This window comes from Gordonia sp. VNK1 (assembly GCF_040049135.1).
GTDB lineage: Bacteria > Actinomycetota > Actinomycetes > Mycobacteriales > Mycobacteriaceae > Gordonia > Gordonia oleivorans.
In genome coordinates, this window is the sequence record NZ_JBDZDJ010000015.1 from 82,648 (window position 1) to 99,502 (window position 16,855).

Sequence of the window (16,855 nt, forward strand, 5' to 3'; positions counted from 1 at the left end):
CATGACAGCGGATCCGCTTGCGACGGGGCGACGCGCGGCACGCCTGCCGGTGCTCCGCGAGGGCGTCACGGTGCTGCTGCGCCCCGGCAACGAGGTGCACGTCGGCAGCGATCCGCACACCGCGCTCATCCTCCGCCTACCCTCGACAGTGTCCGGCAGAAGTGTTGCGGCACTGCTGGATTCGCTACACGAATCCCGCATCCCGGCCGAGGTGTTCTCCGATCTCGTCGATGCGGGACTGACCCGTGCGGAGTTCGCGGCCATCCTCGACCGCCTGGTGTCCGAGCAGAAGGCACACGCCGGAGCGCCGCGGCACCCGCGCCGTGCGCTGCGCATCCGGGTCCACGGCACCGGGGTGTTGACGCAATTGCTGACAGCCTCGCTTGCCGACGCCGGTTTCCCGACGGTCCGCACCGCGCGACGGCGCGTCCACCCCGACGACACCCGCGTGCACCCCGACGACGCCCCCGAGACGCCGCCGGCGGCGGTCACCGCCGCTGTCCCGAACCTGGTGATCCTGACCGATCACCTCGTGCACGAATCGTGGGTCACCGACGAACTGATGCGCTCCCGGACACCACACCTCCCGGTGCGTCTGCGCGACGGGACGGGCCTGATCGGTCCGCTCGTCCTGCCCGGGCTGTCGAGTTGCCTGGAGTGCGCCGACCGTCACCGCACCGACCGCGACGCCGCCTGGCCGGTCCTGGCCGCCCAACTGAACCGGGTGACCGGGCATGCGTCGACGGCGATCGCCCGGGCCACCGCCGCCCTGGCGCACGACCAGATCGAGCAACTCGCGGCCGCGTCGTCGGCGGCCGACGCCGCTCCACCGCACCTGATCAACCGGATGATGCACCTGCACGGCACTCCGCCGCGGATCGAATCGACGACGTGGGTACCGCATCCGCTGTGTCGATGCACTACCGGGACGATCACCGCCGGCGGTCCTCTATTCTGATTGGGGGAAAGGACACTATGACCGACATCACGCGGGGGCAAGGTCGCCGCAACGCAAAGCTCGCCTCGTTGCCGATCGGCATGGCCGGTCGGGCGGCCGCCGGCCTCGGCAAGAGGATGGTCGGCAAGGACAAGGACGAGGTCAACCAGGAACTCCTGGAGCGCTCCGCCGAACAACTGTTCGCGGTGCTCGGTGAGCTCAAGGGCGGCGCCATGAAGGTGGGCCAGGCGATGTCCATCATGGAGGCCGCGGTCCCCGACGAGTTCGGCGAGCCGTTCCGGGATGCCCTCACCAAGCTGCAGGCGGAGGCACCGCCGCTGTCGGCGTCGAAGGTGCACAAGGTTCTCGATCAGCAGCTCGGCACCAAGTGGCGGCAGCGATTCCGCGACTTCTCCGACGAGCCGGCCGCGGCGGCCAGCATCGGACAGGTACACAAGGCGGTGTGGTCGGACGGCCGCGAGGTCGCCGTCAAGATCCAGTACCCGGGCGCCGACCACGCACTGAAGGCCGACCTGAAGACCCTGTCCCGGATGTCGGGGTTGATGCAGAAGCTCTCCCCCGGCACCGACGTGAAGTCGATGATGGACGAGCTCATCGACCGCACCGAGGCCGAGCTGGATTATCTCGGTGAGGCCGACAACCAACGCGCCTTCGCCAAGGCCTTCGCCGACGATCCGGACTTCGTCATCCCCAAGGTGGTGGCGAGCTCCCCCAAGGTCATCGTGTCGGAGTGGCTCGACGGCACACCCCTGTCCCGGATCATCACCGACGGCGACAAGGCCACCCGTGACCGGGCCGCCGCGCTCATGTCGACCTTCGAGGTCAGCTCGCCGTTCCGCGCGGGTCTGCTGCACGGCGATCCCCATCCGGGCAACTTCTTCATCACCACCGACGGCCGTTTCGGGGCGCTGGACTTCGGCGCAGTCGGGCACTACCCGAACGGTCTGCCGCCGGAGACCGGACCGATCCTGCGGCTCGCGCGTGACAAGGAGTACGACGAGCTCAAGGAACACATGGTGGCGGCCGGGTTCATCCTCCGTTCCCAGGTGGACAAGGTCAGCGCCGCCGACCTGCAGGCCTACCTGCGTCCCTACGTCGATCCGCTCTACACCGAGTCCTTCCACTTCACCCGAAAGTGGTTGCAGCGGGCGGCCGGTCAGGCCACCGACGTGCGCGGAGACGTGTACAAGACCTCACGCCATCTCAATGTGCCCAAGCAGTACGTGATGGTGTTCCGGGTCCTGGCCGGCTGTGTGGGTATCGCGGCGCAGCTCGACGCCGAGGCCCCGTACCGCTCGATCATGGAGGAGTGGGTGCCCGGGCTGGCGTGAGCCCAGCGCCCCCCAAACGAACAACACCGGCCGTCCCCGGGTCATCATGACCTCGGAAACGGCCGGTGTCTCATGCCGCATTCTTGCGCGGGCGGCCGCGCGGACGCTTACGCGCCACCACGGTGCCGCGGTCGAAGATCTCGCCACCCCACACGCCCCACGGCTCGGCGCGCTCGAGCGCGGCCTGCAAGCAGACCTCGCGCAGCGGGCAGTCGACGCACAATGCCTTGGCACGCTCGAGGTCGCGGGGATCCTCGGCGAACCACAGGTCGGCGTCGGTGACCTGGCAGGGCAGTTCGGGGGCGTGGCCAACCGCGTCAGCGCCGAGGGCGGCGACACCGTCGGCCGGCATACAGGAGTCGAGGACGCATTCGGTCGTCATAACTGTTCTCCACCTCGTGATCGGTTTCATCGGATTGTTCGACCCGAGCCTCCGGCGGAGTCGCCCCGACGGTGATGTCAAGGCGGACAACGAAAAAGGCCACGGGTTCGCTTGGTGCGATTCGCCCGTGGCCGAAAATCTGACGCTTCTCTAGCGTCTCGATCTGCGGAAATGTACGGGGAACCGCGTGCTCGCTCGAGCTGCGATGGCCGCGGGTGCGGTCAGTGGCATCTCGACAGCCGGTACGGCGATGGCGCCGATCGGTTGGGCGGCACGATGCGAGCAACGTGCATCGAGCCAGAAGCGGTCTCGATGCGCGTACGTGCCTAGCTGCGCAGAACACTTCTGTTCCGCAGCGTTGACGATGATTCCGTTCACTGATCCACTCCTTTCGGTCTCGATGATGACTGTTGCTGTCGCATCCGCTGGGATTCGGCCCGCCCGCTCGGCGCACACGAACACTCCCCGTGCTGATGTGCGTACCAGCCTAAGGGTGCCGCGACATTCCGCACAACCTATTTTTGACCTGCACTTTTGACGATCTCGATGACGTCGGCGCCGTACTTGTCGAGCTTGCTCGCCCCGATCCCCGGAATCGCCACCAGTGAATCGTCGTCGGTGGGCTGCTGCTCGGCGATGGCCAGCAGCGTCTTGTCGGAGAACACCACGAAGGCCGGTACGTCATTCTCCGCGGCCCGCCGCTTGCGCCACTCCTTGAGGGCGACGAGCAGATCGTCGTCGAGATCCGACGGACATCCCTCACAGCGACCCAGCAGGGTGGCGGTCGAGTCGATCAGCCGGGAACCGCAGACCCGGCAGGTCGGGCCGCGCCGGGGTTTGCGTTCCGGCGCGATCCGCGAGGCGGGCGAATCGTCGGGGATCAGACCGGAGAGGAACCTCGAACGGCGGCGGGCCCGGCCGCCCTCGTTGCGGGCGGTCGCCCAGGACACCTGCAGATGTTCCCGGGCCCGGGTGACACCGACGTAGAACAGCCGACGCTCCTCCTCGACCGCCTCGGGTGATCCCTTGATCGCCTGGCTGATCGGCAGCGACCCCTCGGTGAGCCCCACCAGGAACACCGCATCCCACTCCAGGCCCTTGGCCGCGTGCAACGACGACAACGTGACACCCTGCACCGTCGGTGGGTGCCGGGCCTGCGAACGGGTCTGCAATTCGGCGACCACGTTGCTCAACGTCAGATCCGGATTCTCGGCGACCATGTCGTCGGTGAGCTCGACCAGCGCCTTCAGCGACTGCCACCGCGCCTTGGCCTGCGCGCCCGTGGGTTCCTCGTCGGAGAGCCCGAGTTCGCCGAGCACTGCGCGCACCACCTCGGGCACGTCGACGCCGTCGCGGACCCCGCGTTCGGCGGCCACCCCGAGCTGCCGCATCGCCTGGCGCACCTCGGTACGGGTGAAGAACGCCTCCCCACCGCGCACCTGATAGGCGATGCCCTGCTCGGTCAGCGCCTGCTCGTGATTCTCCGACTGCGCGTTGACGCGGTAGAGGATCGAGATCTCCGACGGCGAGACACCGTCGTTGATCAGCTTCTTGATGCGTCGGGCGACGGCGGCGGCCTCCGCGGGCTCGTCGTCGTAGTCGACGAACCGCGGTTGCGGTCCCGGCGCGCGCTGTCCGATCAGTTCGAGACGGGTGCCCGCGATCCGGCCGTGTGCGGCGCCGATCACCCGGTTGGCCAGGCCCACCACCTGCGGCGTCGACCGGTAGTCGCGGACCAGCCGGACCATCGTCGCCTCCGGGAAACGGCGCGGAAAATCGAGGAGATAGTCGGCCCGGGCTCCGGTGAAGGTGTAGATCGTCTGATTGGCGTCGCCGACGACGGTCAGATCGTCACGCTCCCCGAGCCACGCGTCGAGCAGGCCCTGCTGCACCGGGGTGACGTCCTGGTATTCGTCGACGACGAAACAGCGGTAACGCGAACGGAATTCCTCGGCCACGCCCGGGTCGACGTCGATCATCTGCGTCATGTAGATCAGCAGGTCGTCGAAATCGAGGAGCCGGTCACCCTCGGGTGAGACCTTCGAATCCTCGTAGGCGGCATAGACCTTGGCGACCTGCTCGGGCGCGGCCGGCGTCTCGCGCTGCAACCGCGCGGCGGCGGCCACATAGCCTTCCGGACCGATGACCGAGGCCTTGGCCCATTCGATCTCGCTGAGCAGGTCACGCACCGTGTCCGTGGAGGTCCCCAGACCGGCCCGCCGGGCGGCACGTCCCATCAGCGGGAACTTGTTGTCCAGCAACTCCCACCGGGCGTCGCCGAACACCCGGGGCCAGAAGTAGCGCAGTTGCCGCAGTGAGGCGGCGTGAAAGGTCTGTGCCGACACCGACGGGCCTGCCGCACCGATTCCCAAGGAGCGCAACCGGGTTCGCATCTCCCCCGCGGCGCGCGCGGTGAAGGTGACCGCCAGCACCTGCGACGGATTGACCTGACCGGCGTCGATCAGATGGGCGATACGCCGGGTGATGGTGCGGGTCTTGCCGGTGCCCGCCCCGGCCAGCACACACACCGGCCCCCGGGGCGCGAGCACCGCTTCGCGCTGCTCGGGATCGAGACCGTCGAGGATCCCGCCGGAGGACGGAGCTGATGGCCCGGAAGCGGAGTCGGTGGAGCGTTGCGGCACGCCTCCACTATGTCAGCCGACACCGACACCGGCATCGGCCCATCCACACCCCACGCCCACCCCCACGTCATCGCGGGATGAGCGTCACACCCCCAGCTTGGCCTTGACCTCGTTGACCGACGGGTTGGTGGCGGTGCTGCCGTCGGCGAACAGAACCGTGGGCACCACGTGATTGCCGCCGTTGACGCTGCCGACGAACTCGGCGGCCTCCGGATGGGCCTCGATGTCGATCTCGGTCCACTCGATACCGGCACTGCGCAGACCGGTCTTGAGTCGGGCGCAGAAACCGCACCAGCTCGTGGTGTACATCGTCAGGGCAGCGTTGGACGTCGTGTCACTCATGGCACCCATAACACCACCCTGCGCCGAACTGTTCCGGACTGGGGACCGCCGGCACGTGACTGCCGCCGGCTCAGACCTCGTGTCCGGCCCACGCGGTGATCAGTGACCGCGCGATCGAGATGGACCCGGGCAATAGCAGCCGCGGCCCGGAATCGTCGTCGGGCACCGGATCGCCCCGCATCCACTCGTCGCCACGCGCGAGTGCCTCACGCACCTCGTCGCGGTGGAACCACACGGCGTCGCCGATCTCGCCGTCGAGGAACCGCAGCGGTTCGGCCGGATCGGCGAGCGCACTGAAACCCAGCATCAGCGACCGCGGGAACGGCCACGGTTGACTGCCCAGGTAGCGGGGCTCGGTGACGGTGAGCCCGACCTCCTCGTGCACCTCCCGGATCACGCACTGCTCCAACGATTCTCCCGGCTCGACGAAACCGGCGAGGGTCGAGTACCAGCGATCCGGCCACACCGCCTGACGGCCGAGGAGGATCTGATCGGCACCGTCGTGCACGACGGTGATGATCGCCGGATCGGTGCGTGGGAATTCGTCGGCGCCGGTCTCGACGTGCCGACGCACCCAGCCACCCCGGGCCGGTCTGGTCGCGCCACCGTCGACCGGCGAAAAGCGGGCGGCGGCATGCCAATTCAGGATTCCGAGGGCGGTGGCCAGCAGGCCCGCCTCATCCGCCGACAGCCGGACCGCACCGCGACGCGGATCGGCGGTCCGCCCGTCGAGCGAGTCGACCCGCAGGGCCCACAGGTCGGTGTCGGTGTGCGCGAGGAACACCGCGTCCTGCGGTGGCGCGTCGCCGAATTCGGCGGCGGGCATCCACGCCAAGCCCCGTGCGTCGGTCACCGGGTACCGGCCGTCCGGTCCGATCGGCAGGACCAGCGCCGTGGGCCATCCGGAGGCCATCCGCGCCGGATCGTCGCGGATCTCGTCGGCGCGGTCGAAGGTGCCACGCGACAGCAGCGGGGGTTGATCGAAGACGAACTCACCCATGTCAGTCGCCCGCACTCTTGCGGATGTAGAGCAGGCGGTCGCCCACCTCGATCTGCTCGACCACGCTGGCGTCGACCCGGTGCAGGACCCCGTTGCGGACGACGCCGAGCACGATGTCGCGGGTATGCGCCGGGGAGCCGCCGGTTTCGGTGGGGTCGACCTCACGTTCGGCGATCGCATATCCGGCATCCGGTGTCAGCAGGTCCTCGATCACCTCGACCACCGACGGCGTCATGGTGGCGATGCCCAGCAACCGGCCCGCCGTCTCCGAGGACACCACCACCGAGTTGGCGCCGGACTGACGCATCAGATGGGTGTTCTCCGATTCCCGGATGGAGGCGACGATCTTGGCGCGCGGATTGATCTCCCGCGCGGTCAGGGTCGCCAGCACTGCCGTGTCGTCGCGGTTGGTGGCCACCACGATGCTCGCCGCATGCGCCACCCCGGCCAACCGGAGGATGTCGGACTTGGTGGCGTCACCGCGCACCGTCACCAGGCCGTCGGACTCCGCGGCCTCCAGGACGGTCGGATTGGCGTCGACGACGACGATGTCGGCCGGCTTGATGCCGTCGCCGATCATCGCGTCCACCGCGGTGCGTCCCTTGGTGCCATAGCCGATGACGACGGTGTGATTGCGCAAGTTGTTCCTCCAGCGCTGGATCTTGAGGGCCTGACGAGAACGTTCGGTCAGCACTTCGAGCGTGGTACCGATCAACACGATCAGGAACAGGACGCGCAGTGGCGTGATGATCAGCAGGTTGATCAGCCGCGCCGACGGCGTGTACGGAGTGATGTCGCCATAGCCCGTGGTCGACAGCGTGACCGCCGAGTAGTACATCGCGTCGAGGAACGACAGCGAATTCTCCTGCACGTCCCGGTAACCGTCGCGGTCGACGTAGACGATGATGGCGGTGGCGAACAATGCGATCACCGCGAAGACGACACGCTTGCCGATGGCGCGGCCGGGGCTCTGCCGCAGCTCGGGGATCCGGATGACACCGACGAGGGCGTAGTCGGGCCCCTCGGAGAGGTCTTCCCCGGTGAATCGGCGACGCAGCCCCCGCGCCCGCGCTCTCATCGGCAGTACCTCCGGTGTGTCACACGAAGAGAATCTAGCTCATCGGGCCAGCAATGCGGCGAGTGCGGCCGCATCGGGGAGGTCGTCGGGGGAAAAGATGTGGCCGTGGCGCACATAGTGGAAGGCGGCGCCGACGCGTTCGGTCGGCACACCGGCCAGTTGCGCCCAGGCGATGCGGTAGGCGGCGAGTTGGATGATCAGTGACGACAGTTCCGGCGACGCGGTCGGGACGGCACCGGTCTTCCAGTCGACCACCGTCCACGATCCGTCGGGTTCGGCGAAGACGGCGTCGATGCGACCGCGGATCACCGTCTCCCCGATCACCGTCTCGAACGGCACCTCCACCTCGCTGGGGCTGCGCGCGGCCCAGCGCGACGCGAGGAACGCCTCGCGCAGCGCGTCGAGTTCGGTGTCGGGTGCCGCGCTCTCGTCGGCGGCGCCGGGGAGTTCGTCGATGTCGAGCAGCCTGCTCGCCCCGAACCAGCGTTCCACCCACGCGTGAAAGGCGGTGCCGCGCCGGGCGATCGGATTGGGCCGAAACGGCACCGGCCGCCGCAGTTTCCGGGCGAACTCCCGTTCATCGGAGTCGAGATCGACCAGCTGACTCACCGACAGATGCGACGGCAACTCCACGTCGACGACGGCCTGATTGCTGCGGTGATGTTCGGCGAGCAGTGCATCGACCTCCGCGGTCCACGTATCGATCTCGCCCACACCGCCGACCGCGTGCTCGTCGCCATCATCCGGCGTGGTCGGCGGTGCGTCGAACAGGGATGGCGCCTCACGCGCCGCCAGTTCGTCGAGCACCAACCGGGCCGCCGCCGTCACCGCGTCACGTCGCTCGCCGAGCCGATCCGGCGGCCAGGAGCGGGCATCGACGACGTCGGCCAGCGGATTGTCGGCACCGTCGGGCGGATCCGGCGCCAGCACGTCGATCCTCAGGCCGTCGGCGTCGGTACCGGATTCGATGCTGCCGGATTCGATGGTGGCGGATTCTATGGTGGCGGTGACCAACGCGAGGAGTTCGTCGAAGAACACCGACCCGCCGCGCGGCGAGGTCGACGTCTCCGACCAGTGGTGGGCGGAGATCAGCAGGTCGTGTCGCGCCCGGGTGATCGCGACGTAGAGAAGTCGCCGGTCCTCCTCGAGTCGCCGTTCGGCGATGGCCTCCTTGTGCTCGGTGAGGGCGTCCTCGAGTTCCTTACGATCGGCCACCCGACTCAGGTCGAGTACCGGAAATCCTTCGGCGGCACCGGATTTCGCGGCGGCCGCAGCACGCTTGCCCGCCTCCGGGCCCCGCGGATCGGCCACCGCCAGATCACCTCGCAGCGGCCCGGGAAGCTCCCGCGCGCTGCGCATCCAGGTGGTCTCGGACTTGGAACTGGGAAAGATCCCGTCGGCCAGATGCGGCAACACCACCACGTCCCATTCGAGCCCCTTGGCGGCGTGCACCGTCAGGATCTGCACCCGCTGCTCGGCGACCTCCACCCGGCCCGGCTCGAGTCCCTTCTCGATCGTCTCCGCGGTATCGAGGAAGGCCAACAGGCCCGGCAGGGTGGCGCCCGGCCGTTCGGCGTAATGGGTGACGTAGTCGGCGAAGGCGTCGAGGTGCTCGCGCCCGGTGATCGCTCCGCGCATGCGTCGGGCCCGGATCTGGGCCTCCACCGCCACCCCGATGGTGGTCTCCACGTCGGCGACGAGTTCGGGCAGCGGCTGGCCGATGCGGCGTCGCAGCGATTCCAGTTGCGCCCCGAACGCCCGGATCCGCGCAAACCCTTCGGCGCTGTAGGCCTCCGGATCACCGGGATCGGCCACGGCGTCGGCGATCCCGGCACGATCGACGATCTCGGCGGGCAGGACCGCGTCGAGCGCATCGTCGAGCTGTTCGCGGGTGGTGACCACACCACCCGCGGCGATCTGTCCGGCGGCCAGGTCGGTGGCCCGCCGCCACAACGCCGCGAGGTCACGGGCGCCGATCTGCCACCGCGCGCCGGTGAGCAATCGCATGGCGGCGGTGCCGGCCATCGGATCGGCCATCAGCCGCAGCGTGGCCACCACATCGGTGATCTCCGGGACGTGCAGCAGCCCGCCGATGCCGACGACCTCGGCGGGAATGCCACGCCGTTCCAGTTCGGCGGCGATCGGGGCCGAATCCTCGTTGCGGCGCACCAGGACCGCGACGGTGGGCGGCGCGGAGCCGTCCTCGACGCGGTACCGTGCGGCCACCTGATCGGCGATCCAGTTGCGCTCGTCGATGATCGTCTCGGTCAGCGCCATCGTCACCGTCCCGGAGTCCGCGTCGGGCCGCGGGCGCAACACACTGACCGGCACGCCACGGCGTCGTAATTCCTCGGAGGCGGCGTTGGCCAAACGCAGCGTCTGCACCGGATTACGCCAACTCGTCAGCAGTTCACGCCGACGTGCCGGTGTCCCGTCCGCGCACGGGAAGTCGGTGGCGAAGCGGGGCAGGTTGGCGGCCGAGGCGCCGCGCCAGCCGTAGATCGACTGGATCGGGTCGCCGACGGCGGTCACCGCGATCGGGGCGCCGCGCGCGGTATCGCGGCCGCCGAACAGCGCCGACAGCAGCACCCGCTGCGAGTGCCCGGTGTCCTGATACTCGTCGAGCAACACCGCCTTGAACGATTGCCGTTGGGCCGCAGCCACTTCCGGATGCCCGGCGACGAGTCGGGCGGCCAGCGACATCTGACTGCCGAAGTCGAGGACCGCCTGCTCGGCCATGGTGCGCATCAGGGTGGCCACCAGCGGCAGCAGTTCGCGGCGTTCGTCGATGACCTCCTGCACGGTGCGCAGCGCGGCATTGGGTCCGCCACGTTGACGAGGCCCCTTGGGCAGCTCATCGACCATCCGGTAGAGGTCATCGCCCCACTCGGCAAGCGTGTCGAGATCCACCAGGTGCTCGGCCATCTCCCCGTAGAGGCGCAGCACCGCCTCGGTGACACTCGCCGGCATCTTGGTGGTGTGCAGGTCACCGGTCCAGGTGGACACGATCGAGAACGCCATCTGCCACAACTCGGTCTCCGACAGCAGCGTCGCATGCGGTTCGACCGGCAGGAGCAATCCGTAGTCGGCGATCAGCCGCCCCGCGTACGCGTGGTAGGTGCTCACCTCCGGATCGCCGGCCCGCAGCCGCGCGGCGAGGCTGCCGTCGGGATCCCAGCCGATCAGCGCCGGCGATCCGGCGAGCATCGACAGTCGCCGTCGGATGCGTGCGCCGAGTTCGCTGGCCGCCTTCCGGGTGAAGGTGAGCCCGAGGATCTCGTCCGGCCCGACGATCTGATTGGCGACCAGCCACACCACCCGCGACGCCATGGTCTCGGTCTTGCCCGCACCGGCACCGGCGACCACCAGCATCGGTTCGCTGGGCGCCTCGATGACCTCGATTTGTTCGGGGGTGGGCGGCGGCAGCCCGAGCGCAGCGGCCAGCGACGTCGCCGGGATACGATGCCGCACAGCGCTATCGCGGTCAGTCATCGGTGACCGCCTTGCCACGCAACTGGGCCGGACAGCTCGTGACGAGCCCGCAGTGCGCACAACCGGCGTTCGGGGTCGCTCGGAACTCCGGTCCGATACCCGAGCGGGCGGCATGACGGACGACGCTCACCCACTCGTCGAGCAGTTCCGGCGTCAGCGCCGGCTGATCCCGTTGCGCCGCACCGGTGGACCGGTTCGCCGAGGACACATACACCAGCCGCCCACCCCCGGGCTCGACCGATTCCCCGGCGAAATCCCGTGCGCCACCGTGCGCGATGGCCACCTGATAGGCCGCCAACTGTGGGTGTTCGGCGGCGTCGGCCTTGGACACCGGCGTCTTGGCGGTCTTGACGTCGACGATGACCGGACGTCCCTCCGTGTCGCGTTCGAGACGGTCGACGCGACCACGGAGCCGGATCGGGAGATCGGATCCGTCCTCGGCCGGGACCTCGCCGGCCGGTTCGGCCGCCGGCGCGATCGTCGCGTCGATGACCGACTCGACGCCCACCTCGGTGAGATCGGCACGCGAGACCCGCAGCCATTCACGGAAATTCACCAACATCGCCTCGGCGCGTTCGAGTTCGTGCGCCGAATGCCAGACGGCTCCGACCTCGACGCGATCCCAGATCTCACGCAGCGCACCGGTCACCTCGTCGGGGTCGATCTTGCCGGCCACGGCCTGCACCAGGGTGTGCACGAGGCTGCCCGTGAGCGCGGGGGTACCGTCACCGTCGCGGCCGCCGTTGCGTTCGAGCACCCACCGCAGCGAGCAGTGCTCCAGCTGGTCGACGTTGGAGGGAGACAACGTCACCGGGCCGTCCTCGCGCCGCCACAGTGGCGCGCCGGTACTCGATCCGGACAGCCCGAACCACTCCCGCGGGTGTGCGCCGGCGATGTCGGAGTCGGCCAGCCGGGCCAGCAACTGCGCGGCGGCGCGAGTGCGTTCGTCGGGCTCCCCCGCCTCTGGGCTTCCCGCCTCCATTCCCCCGACCACCACCGACCGCAGCGTCGCCACCAGCGACGGCAACGACAAGACGCGGTCCACACCGGGATCGATCGGCAGGTCCGACTCCGGGTCGGTGTCGAGCGAATCGCCGTCGGCGTGCTCCGCGTCACCGCCGTCGCGTCGTGCGTCGGCGCGCAGGGCGTCGGCAATCTCGGCGAGGAATCGCGAGGGCGACGAGTCCCCACCGCCGTCCTCGACCGCGGTGATGAGGAGTCGGCGTCGCGCACGGGTACAGGCGACCAGCAGGAGCCGGCGTTCGTCGGCGAGCGCTCCGGCGCCGCGCGCCACCTTGTCCACCGCATCGGGGTCGACGCCGTCCAGGATGTCGACCAATTGCGCTGTGGCCAAGACACTTCCACGGCTGCGCAACGACGGCCAGAGCCCGTCGAGCACGCCGGCCACCGCGACCACCTCCCATTCGCGACCGGCGGCCGCGTGTGCGGAGAGCACGGTGACCGACTCGGCAACGGCGGCCGGGGTGCGGCCGTCGCGCGGGATCTGCAGTTGGGACAGGTAGTGCACGAAGCCGGCCGGACCGGCGGCCGGCAGGTTGTCGGCGAATCCGCCGGCCGCCTCGAACATCGCCATCATCGCGTCGAGATCCCGATCGGCCTGCTCCCCGGCCGGGCCACCGCGGATGGCGGCTCCCGCCCAGCGCCGTTCCAGACCGGTGGCCTGCCAGGCCACCCACAGCGTTTCCTCGATGCCGCGGCCGGCGACGTGTGCGGCCACACCCGCGCCGATCACCCCCAGCGCCCGGGACAGTGGCGCACCCTCGTGCTCGGTGAGCGCGGCGAGGTAGTCGGCACCGAGATCCGGATCGAGCAGGGCCAGCCGCAACGAGGTGAGGGTGTCGCGGTCGGCGCGGTCACCGCCGGCCCGCTCGTCCCGGCGCCGGATGCCGCGACGCAACCGCCGCATCGCCCCGGGATCGGCCATCCCGATCGGCCCGCTCACCAGTGCGACGGTGTCCTCGACGGAGAAGTCCTCATCCGCCGGCTCACCGAGATCGCGGGCCGCGACCACCCGCAACACCAGCATCAACGCCGCCACTGAACGCTGACGGTGCAACGGGAGATCGGTGGTCGGCGTCGTCAGCGGCACCCCGGCCGACCGGAATGCCCGGCGCAACGCCGGCAACGCGAGGTGCGCGGACCGGACGATCACCGCCATCTGCGACCACGGCACCCCCTCGAACAGGTGGGCACGCCGCAGGAGGTCGGCGACCGCGGTGGCCTCCTTGGCGGCCGAGCTGAACACCCGCACCGAGGCGCCCCCGGGTATCACCTCCGCGTCGTCGTCGTCCGTACCGTCGATGTGCGGAAACGCGTGCGGCCGGGCCCCCGGCAGCCGGGCGGTCAGCGCCCGCCCGACGATGGCGATCTGGCGATGATGACGGAAGTCGCGGTCGAGCAGGATGTCGCGCTCGGTGCCCGGATCCACCAGTTCGTCGGCGAAACGTGCACTGGCACCGCGGAATCCGAAGATCGACTGATCGGAGTCGGCGGCGATGATCGTCGACGACGTGCCGGTACCGATCAGTTTCACCAGGGCGGCGGCCTGCGGGTCGAGGTGTTGGGCGTCGTCGACGATGAGGTGCCGGATGCGGCGACGCTGACCGGCGAGCAGATCCGGGTCGGTCGCGAACGCCGACAATGCCGATCCGACCAATTCGGCCGCGTCGACGGCGGGCGCCGACGCGCCCGGCGTCTGCGAACCGACCGCTCCGCGCAGCAGCATGTTCTGCTCGTACTGGGCGTAGGCGTGCCCGGCAGCGACCCACTCGGGGCGGCGATGACGACGTCCGAGGGCCGCGAGTTCCTCCGGGCCGACACCGCGTTCGGCCGCGCGCATCAGCAGATCACGCAGGGCCTGGGCGAATCCGTCGGTACCCAACGCCGGCCGCAGATGTTCCGGCCAGTAGAGGGCACCGTCCTCGATGTCGCCGGCGAGGAGTTCGCGCAGCACCACGTCCTGCTCGGACCCGGTGATCAGGCGTGGTGGCGGATTGCCGTGGGCCTGCGCCTGCAACCGCAGGATTGCGAAGGCGAACGAGTGCACGGTGCGGACCAGGGGTTCGCGCAGGGCCCCGCCGAGCGCCGGGGAATCGGATGTGGCGGCCAGCACCCGCCGGGTGATCTCCTCACGCAGGGCGACGACGGCCCGCCGGTTCGCGGCGAGGACCAGCACCGACTCCGGGTCCGTTCCGGGACGGGTCAGGCGTGCGACGGCGGCGTCGACCACGAGCGCCGTCTTACCCGAGCCCGGACCGCCGTGCACCCGATACGGCCGCCACGGCTGCGCCGCCGCCTGCCCCGCACCGGTATCGGAGGAGGCATCGATGTCGTCGATCATGTGTTGCACGTGTGGCGCCCAGCTCCGGGGCGTCACCTCGTAGCGGCCCGACCCCACCAGATGCGCGCGCAGCGCCGTACCACCGGAACCGCCCGCCGTCTTCTCCGGCCGACGGGTGCGCCGCTTACCCGTCCCGGACGCGGCCGGGCCGGCGGAGGTGGAACGTGTGCGGGCCATGTGTCCATGCAAGCATGCCCCACCGACACATCCGTTCCGCGGCGCCGTACGGCACAATCGTCGGGGTGAGCGGACTGCAGCACGTCGAGTTCGGTGATCGCACCGGCCCCACCGTCCTTGCGCTGCACGGCCTCACCGGCCACGGGTTGCGCTGGGCGCCGCTGGCCGACGAACACCTGCCCGACCTCCACGTCGTCGCCCCGGATCTGCTCGGACACGGGCATTCACCCTGGCGCCCGCCCTGGTCGATCGACGATCACGTCGCCGCGTTGTCGGCCTTCGTCGACGCCACCATCCCCGCCGGGAAACGTCCGCTGATCGTGGTGGCCCACTCGTACGGCGGGGCGCTCGCCATCCATCTGGCCCACGAGCGACCCGATGCCGTCGGCGGGCTGGTGCTGCTCGATCCGGCGCAGGGACTCGACCCCGGGTTCGCGTTGACCGTCGCCACCGACAGCCTGCAGAACTGGGATTATCCCGACGCGGCGGCGGCGCGGGCCGCCAAACGCTCCGAGGGCTGGGCCGAGGTCTCCGACGCCATCCTCGACGCCGAGATCGCCGCGCATCTGATCGACCTCCCCAACGGGCGGGTCGGTTGGCGGGTCAGCGCCCCGATGGCCGCGACCGCGTGGAGTGAGATGAGCCGCCCGGCAGTCCTTCCGCCGGCCGGAGTGCCAACCCACATCGTCGTCGCCGATCGTGTCGACCCACCGTTCGTCGGTTCGGACTTCCTCACCGACTGCGCGCGAGACCGCGGCCCCGAGGTCGAGATCCATCACGCCGACTGCGGCCACATGGTGCCCTTCGACGCACCGGAGTTGACGGCGTCGCTGATCAGATCACTGCTGTGAGTGCGATCACCGACGACGACGTCGAACGCGTGCGCGCGCTCGTCGCGGCCATCCCGCCGGGGCAGGTGAGCACCTACGGCGATCTCGCCGAGGCCGCCGGATTGTCCTCACCGCGCATCGTCGGCGCGATCATGCGTACCGATTCGGCGGATCTCCCGTGGCATCGGGTGATCTCGGCGAGCGGGCGCCCGGCGGCCCACCTCGCTCACCGGCAGCTCGACCGACTGGCGCAGGAGGGCGTCCCGATTCGCGACGGCCGCGTCCTGCTCCGCGAATGTCGTTGGGAAGCCCCACTTTAGAGAAGTCAGACCGGAGCGGATCAGCCCTACACCATCAACCGCACGATATCGACGACCCGCTTCAACCCCGGCAGCGCGCCGGCGGTGGACCGCGGATGCAGGGCATGAACGGCGAGGCGGAACATGGTGGCGCGCAACATCATCTGCGGCCACTCGGGCTCATCCGACCATCGCTGGACCAACTCGTCGTCGGCGCCACCCCAGGCCAGCGAATCCACCACCACGACGGCGGCGGCCCACGACGCCGGACGCCAGTACGGCACGATGTCGGTGATCCCCGGCGCCGCGGCCCCGGCGAACAATACGGTGCCGAACAGATCCCCGTGCACCACTTGGTTTTTCAGATCGACATTCTTACGCAGCGAGGCGAGGGTCTTGAGGATCTCGATACTCTCCTGGCCATCCGGCGACGTCGGCTCCGCCATCCCCGCCGCCCGCGCCGAACGCATCGGCACGTCCTCCCACGCCGCCCGGTCCGCGGCCGCGAAGACGTCTACGTCGGTATGCGGGGGCGCCGGCTGCTGCAACAGGAAGCGGGGACGCTCGAGATCGGCGATCGCCACATGCAGCCGCTCGGCCACCGACACCACCTCGTCGTGCCGCGGCTCCGGGGCGCCCGCGATATAGGTATCGGCCCGCCACCCCGACACCACATAACGGCCGTCGGTGGCGCGGAACGGCCGGGCAATACGCAGACCCTCGACAAACAGGTTCTCCCGCACCGACGCCGACCACGCGGCGCGCGCGTGATCGGGCACCAACGACAGCACCACTTCACCCACGCGCCATCCACCGACCCAGGTATCGCCCATCGCGATGGGCGGGTGGGCGGTCAGCCCGAATGTGTTGAGCACATGCTCGGGCGGCTCGACGCTGTTCACGTCTGCAGAGATTACCTCCGGTCACCGCCCGATCACGTGCAGCGACGCGGCGACATGCTCG

General features: G+C 69.6%; 12 protein-coding genes. 4 read left to right on the plus strand and 8 right to left on the minus strand.

The genetic code is table 11. The annotated features are described in order from the left end of the window. The first annotated feature begins 1 nt into the window (after window position 1). The gene (locus tag ABLE94_RS18010; RefSeq protein ID WP_348804365.1) at window positions 2-958 is read left to right on the plus strand and encodes a TOMM precursor leader peptide-binding protein; all 957 of its coding nucleotides are present in this window, start codon (window positions 2-4) and stop codon (window positions 956-958) included. Window positions 959-975: 17 nt separating this feature from the next. Further along, the gene (locus tag ABLE94_RS18015; RefSeq protein WP_348804366.1) at window positions 976-2,289 is read left to right on the plus strand and encodes an ABC1 kinase family protein; all 1,314 of its coding nucleotides are present in this window, start codon (window positions 976-978) and stop codon (window positions 2,287-2,289) included. Window positions 2,290-2,359: 70 nt separating this feature from the next. On the opposite strand, the gene ABLE94_RS18020 is transcribed toward ABLE94_RS18015, so the two are convergent. The 7 genes from ABLE94_RS18020 to ABLE94_RS18050 all read right to left on the minus strand — a co-directional run bounded on the left by ABLE94_RS18020 (window position 2,360) and on the right by ABLE94_RS18050 (window position 14,763). Continuing rightward, entirely contained in the window at window positions 2,360-2,671 is a 312-nt protein-coding gene (locus ABLE94_RS18020) for a WhiB family transcriptional regulator (protein WP_348804367.1), read from the minus strand. Window positions 2,672-3,186: 515 nt separating this feature from the next. After that, window positions 3,187-5,313, minus strand: coding sequence for a UvrD-helicase domain-containing protein (locus tag ABLE94_RS18025; protein WP_348809438.1), 2,127 nt, complete (start codon window positions 5,311-5,313; stop codon window positions 3,187-3,189). 84 nt (window positions 5,314-5,397) lie between these two features. Continuing rightward, a complete protein-coding gene (locus ABLE94_RS18030; RefSeq protein WP_348804369.1) occupies window positions 5,398-5,664 on the minus strand; it encodes a mycoredoxin in 267 nt (88 codons plus the stop codon). 61 nt (window positions 5,665-5,725) lie between these two features. Beyond that, window positions 5,726-6,655, minus strand: coding sequence for an NAD(+) diphosphatase (nudC, locus tag ABLE94_RS18035; protein ID WP_348809439.1), 930 nt, complete (start codon window positions 6,653-6,655; stop codon window positions 5,726-5,728). A 1-nt stretch (window position 6,656) separates the two neighbouring features. Further along, entirely contained in the window at window positions 6,657-7,733 is a 1,077-nt protein-coding gene (locus ABLE94_RS18040; RefSeq protein ID WP_348809440.1) for a potassium channel family protein, read from the minus strand. Between the two features lie 39 nt (window positions 7,734-7,772). Next, complete coding sequence (locus tag ABLE94_RS18045) at window positions 7,773-11,225, minus strand: ATP-dependent DNA helicase (protein WP_348809441.1); 3,453 nt, start codon at window positions 11,223-11,225, stop codon at window positions 7,773-7,775. Further along, window positions 11,218-14,763 (minus strand): ATP-dependent helicase, encoded by a 3,546-nt coding sequence (locus ABLE94_RS18050; RefSeq protein ID WP_425476236.1) that lies wholly within the window; start codon window positions 14,761-14,763, stop codon window positions 11,218-11,220. The genes ABLE94_RS18045 and ABLE94_RS18050 overlap by 8 nt, the downstream gene beginning before the upstream one ends. Window positions 14,764-14,828: 65 nt before the next feature. On the opposite strand from ABLE94_RS18050, the gene ABLE94_RS18055 reads away from it, so the two are divergent. Next, window positions 14,829-15,614, plus strand: coding sequence for an alpha/beta fold hydrolase (locus ABLE94_RS18055; RefSeq protein ID WP_348809442.1), 786 nt, complete (start codon window positions 14,829-14,831; stop codon window positions 15,612-15,614). Next, window positions 15,611-15,913 carry an MGMT family protein gene (locus ABLE94_RS18060; RefSeq protein ID WP_348804374.1) on the plus strand — a complete coding sequence of 101 codons (303 nt, stop codon included), beginning with the start codon at window positions 15,611-15,613 and terminating at the stop codon, window positions 15,911-15,913. The genes ABLE94_RS18055 and ABLE94_RS18060 overlap by 4 nt, the downstream gene beginning before the upstream one ends. 26 nt (window positions 15,914-15,939) lie before the next feature. Here ABLE94_RS18060 and ABLE94_RS18065 read toward each other — a convergent pair whose 3' ends face one another. Then, complete coding sequence (locus ABLE94_RS18065) at window positions 15,940-16,794, minus strand: TIGR02569 family protein (RefSeq protein WP_348804375.1); 855 nt, start codon at window positions 16,792-16,794, stop codon at window positions 15,940-15,942. Window positions 16,795-16,855: the final 61 nt, after the last annotated feature.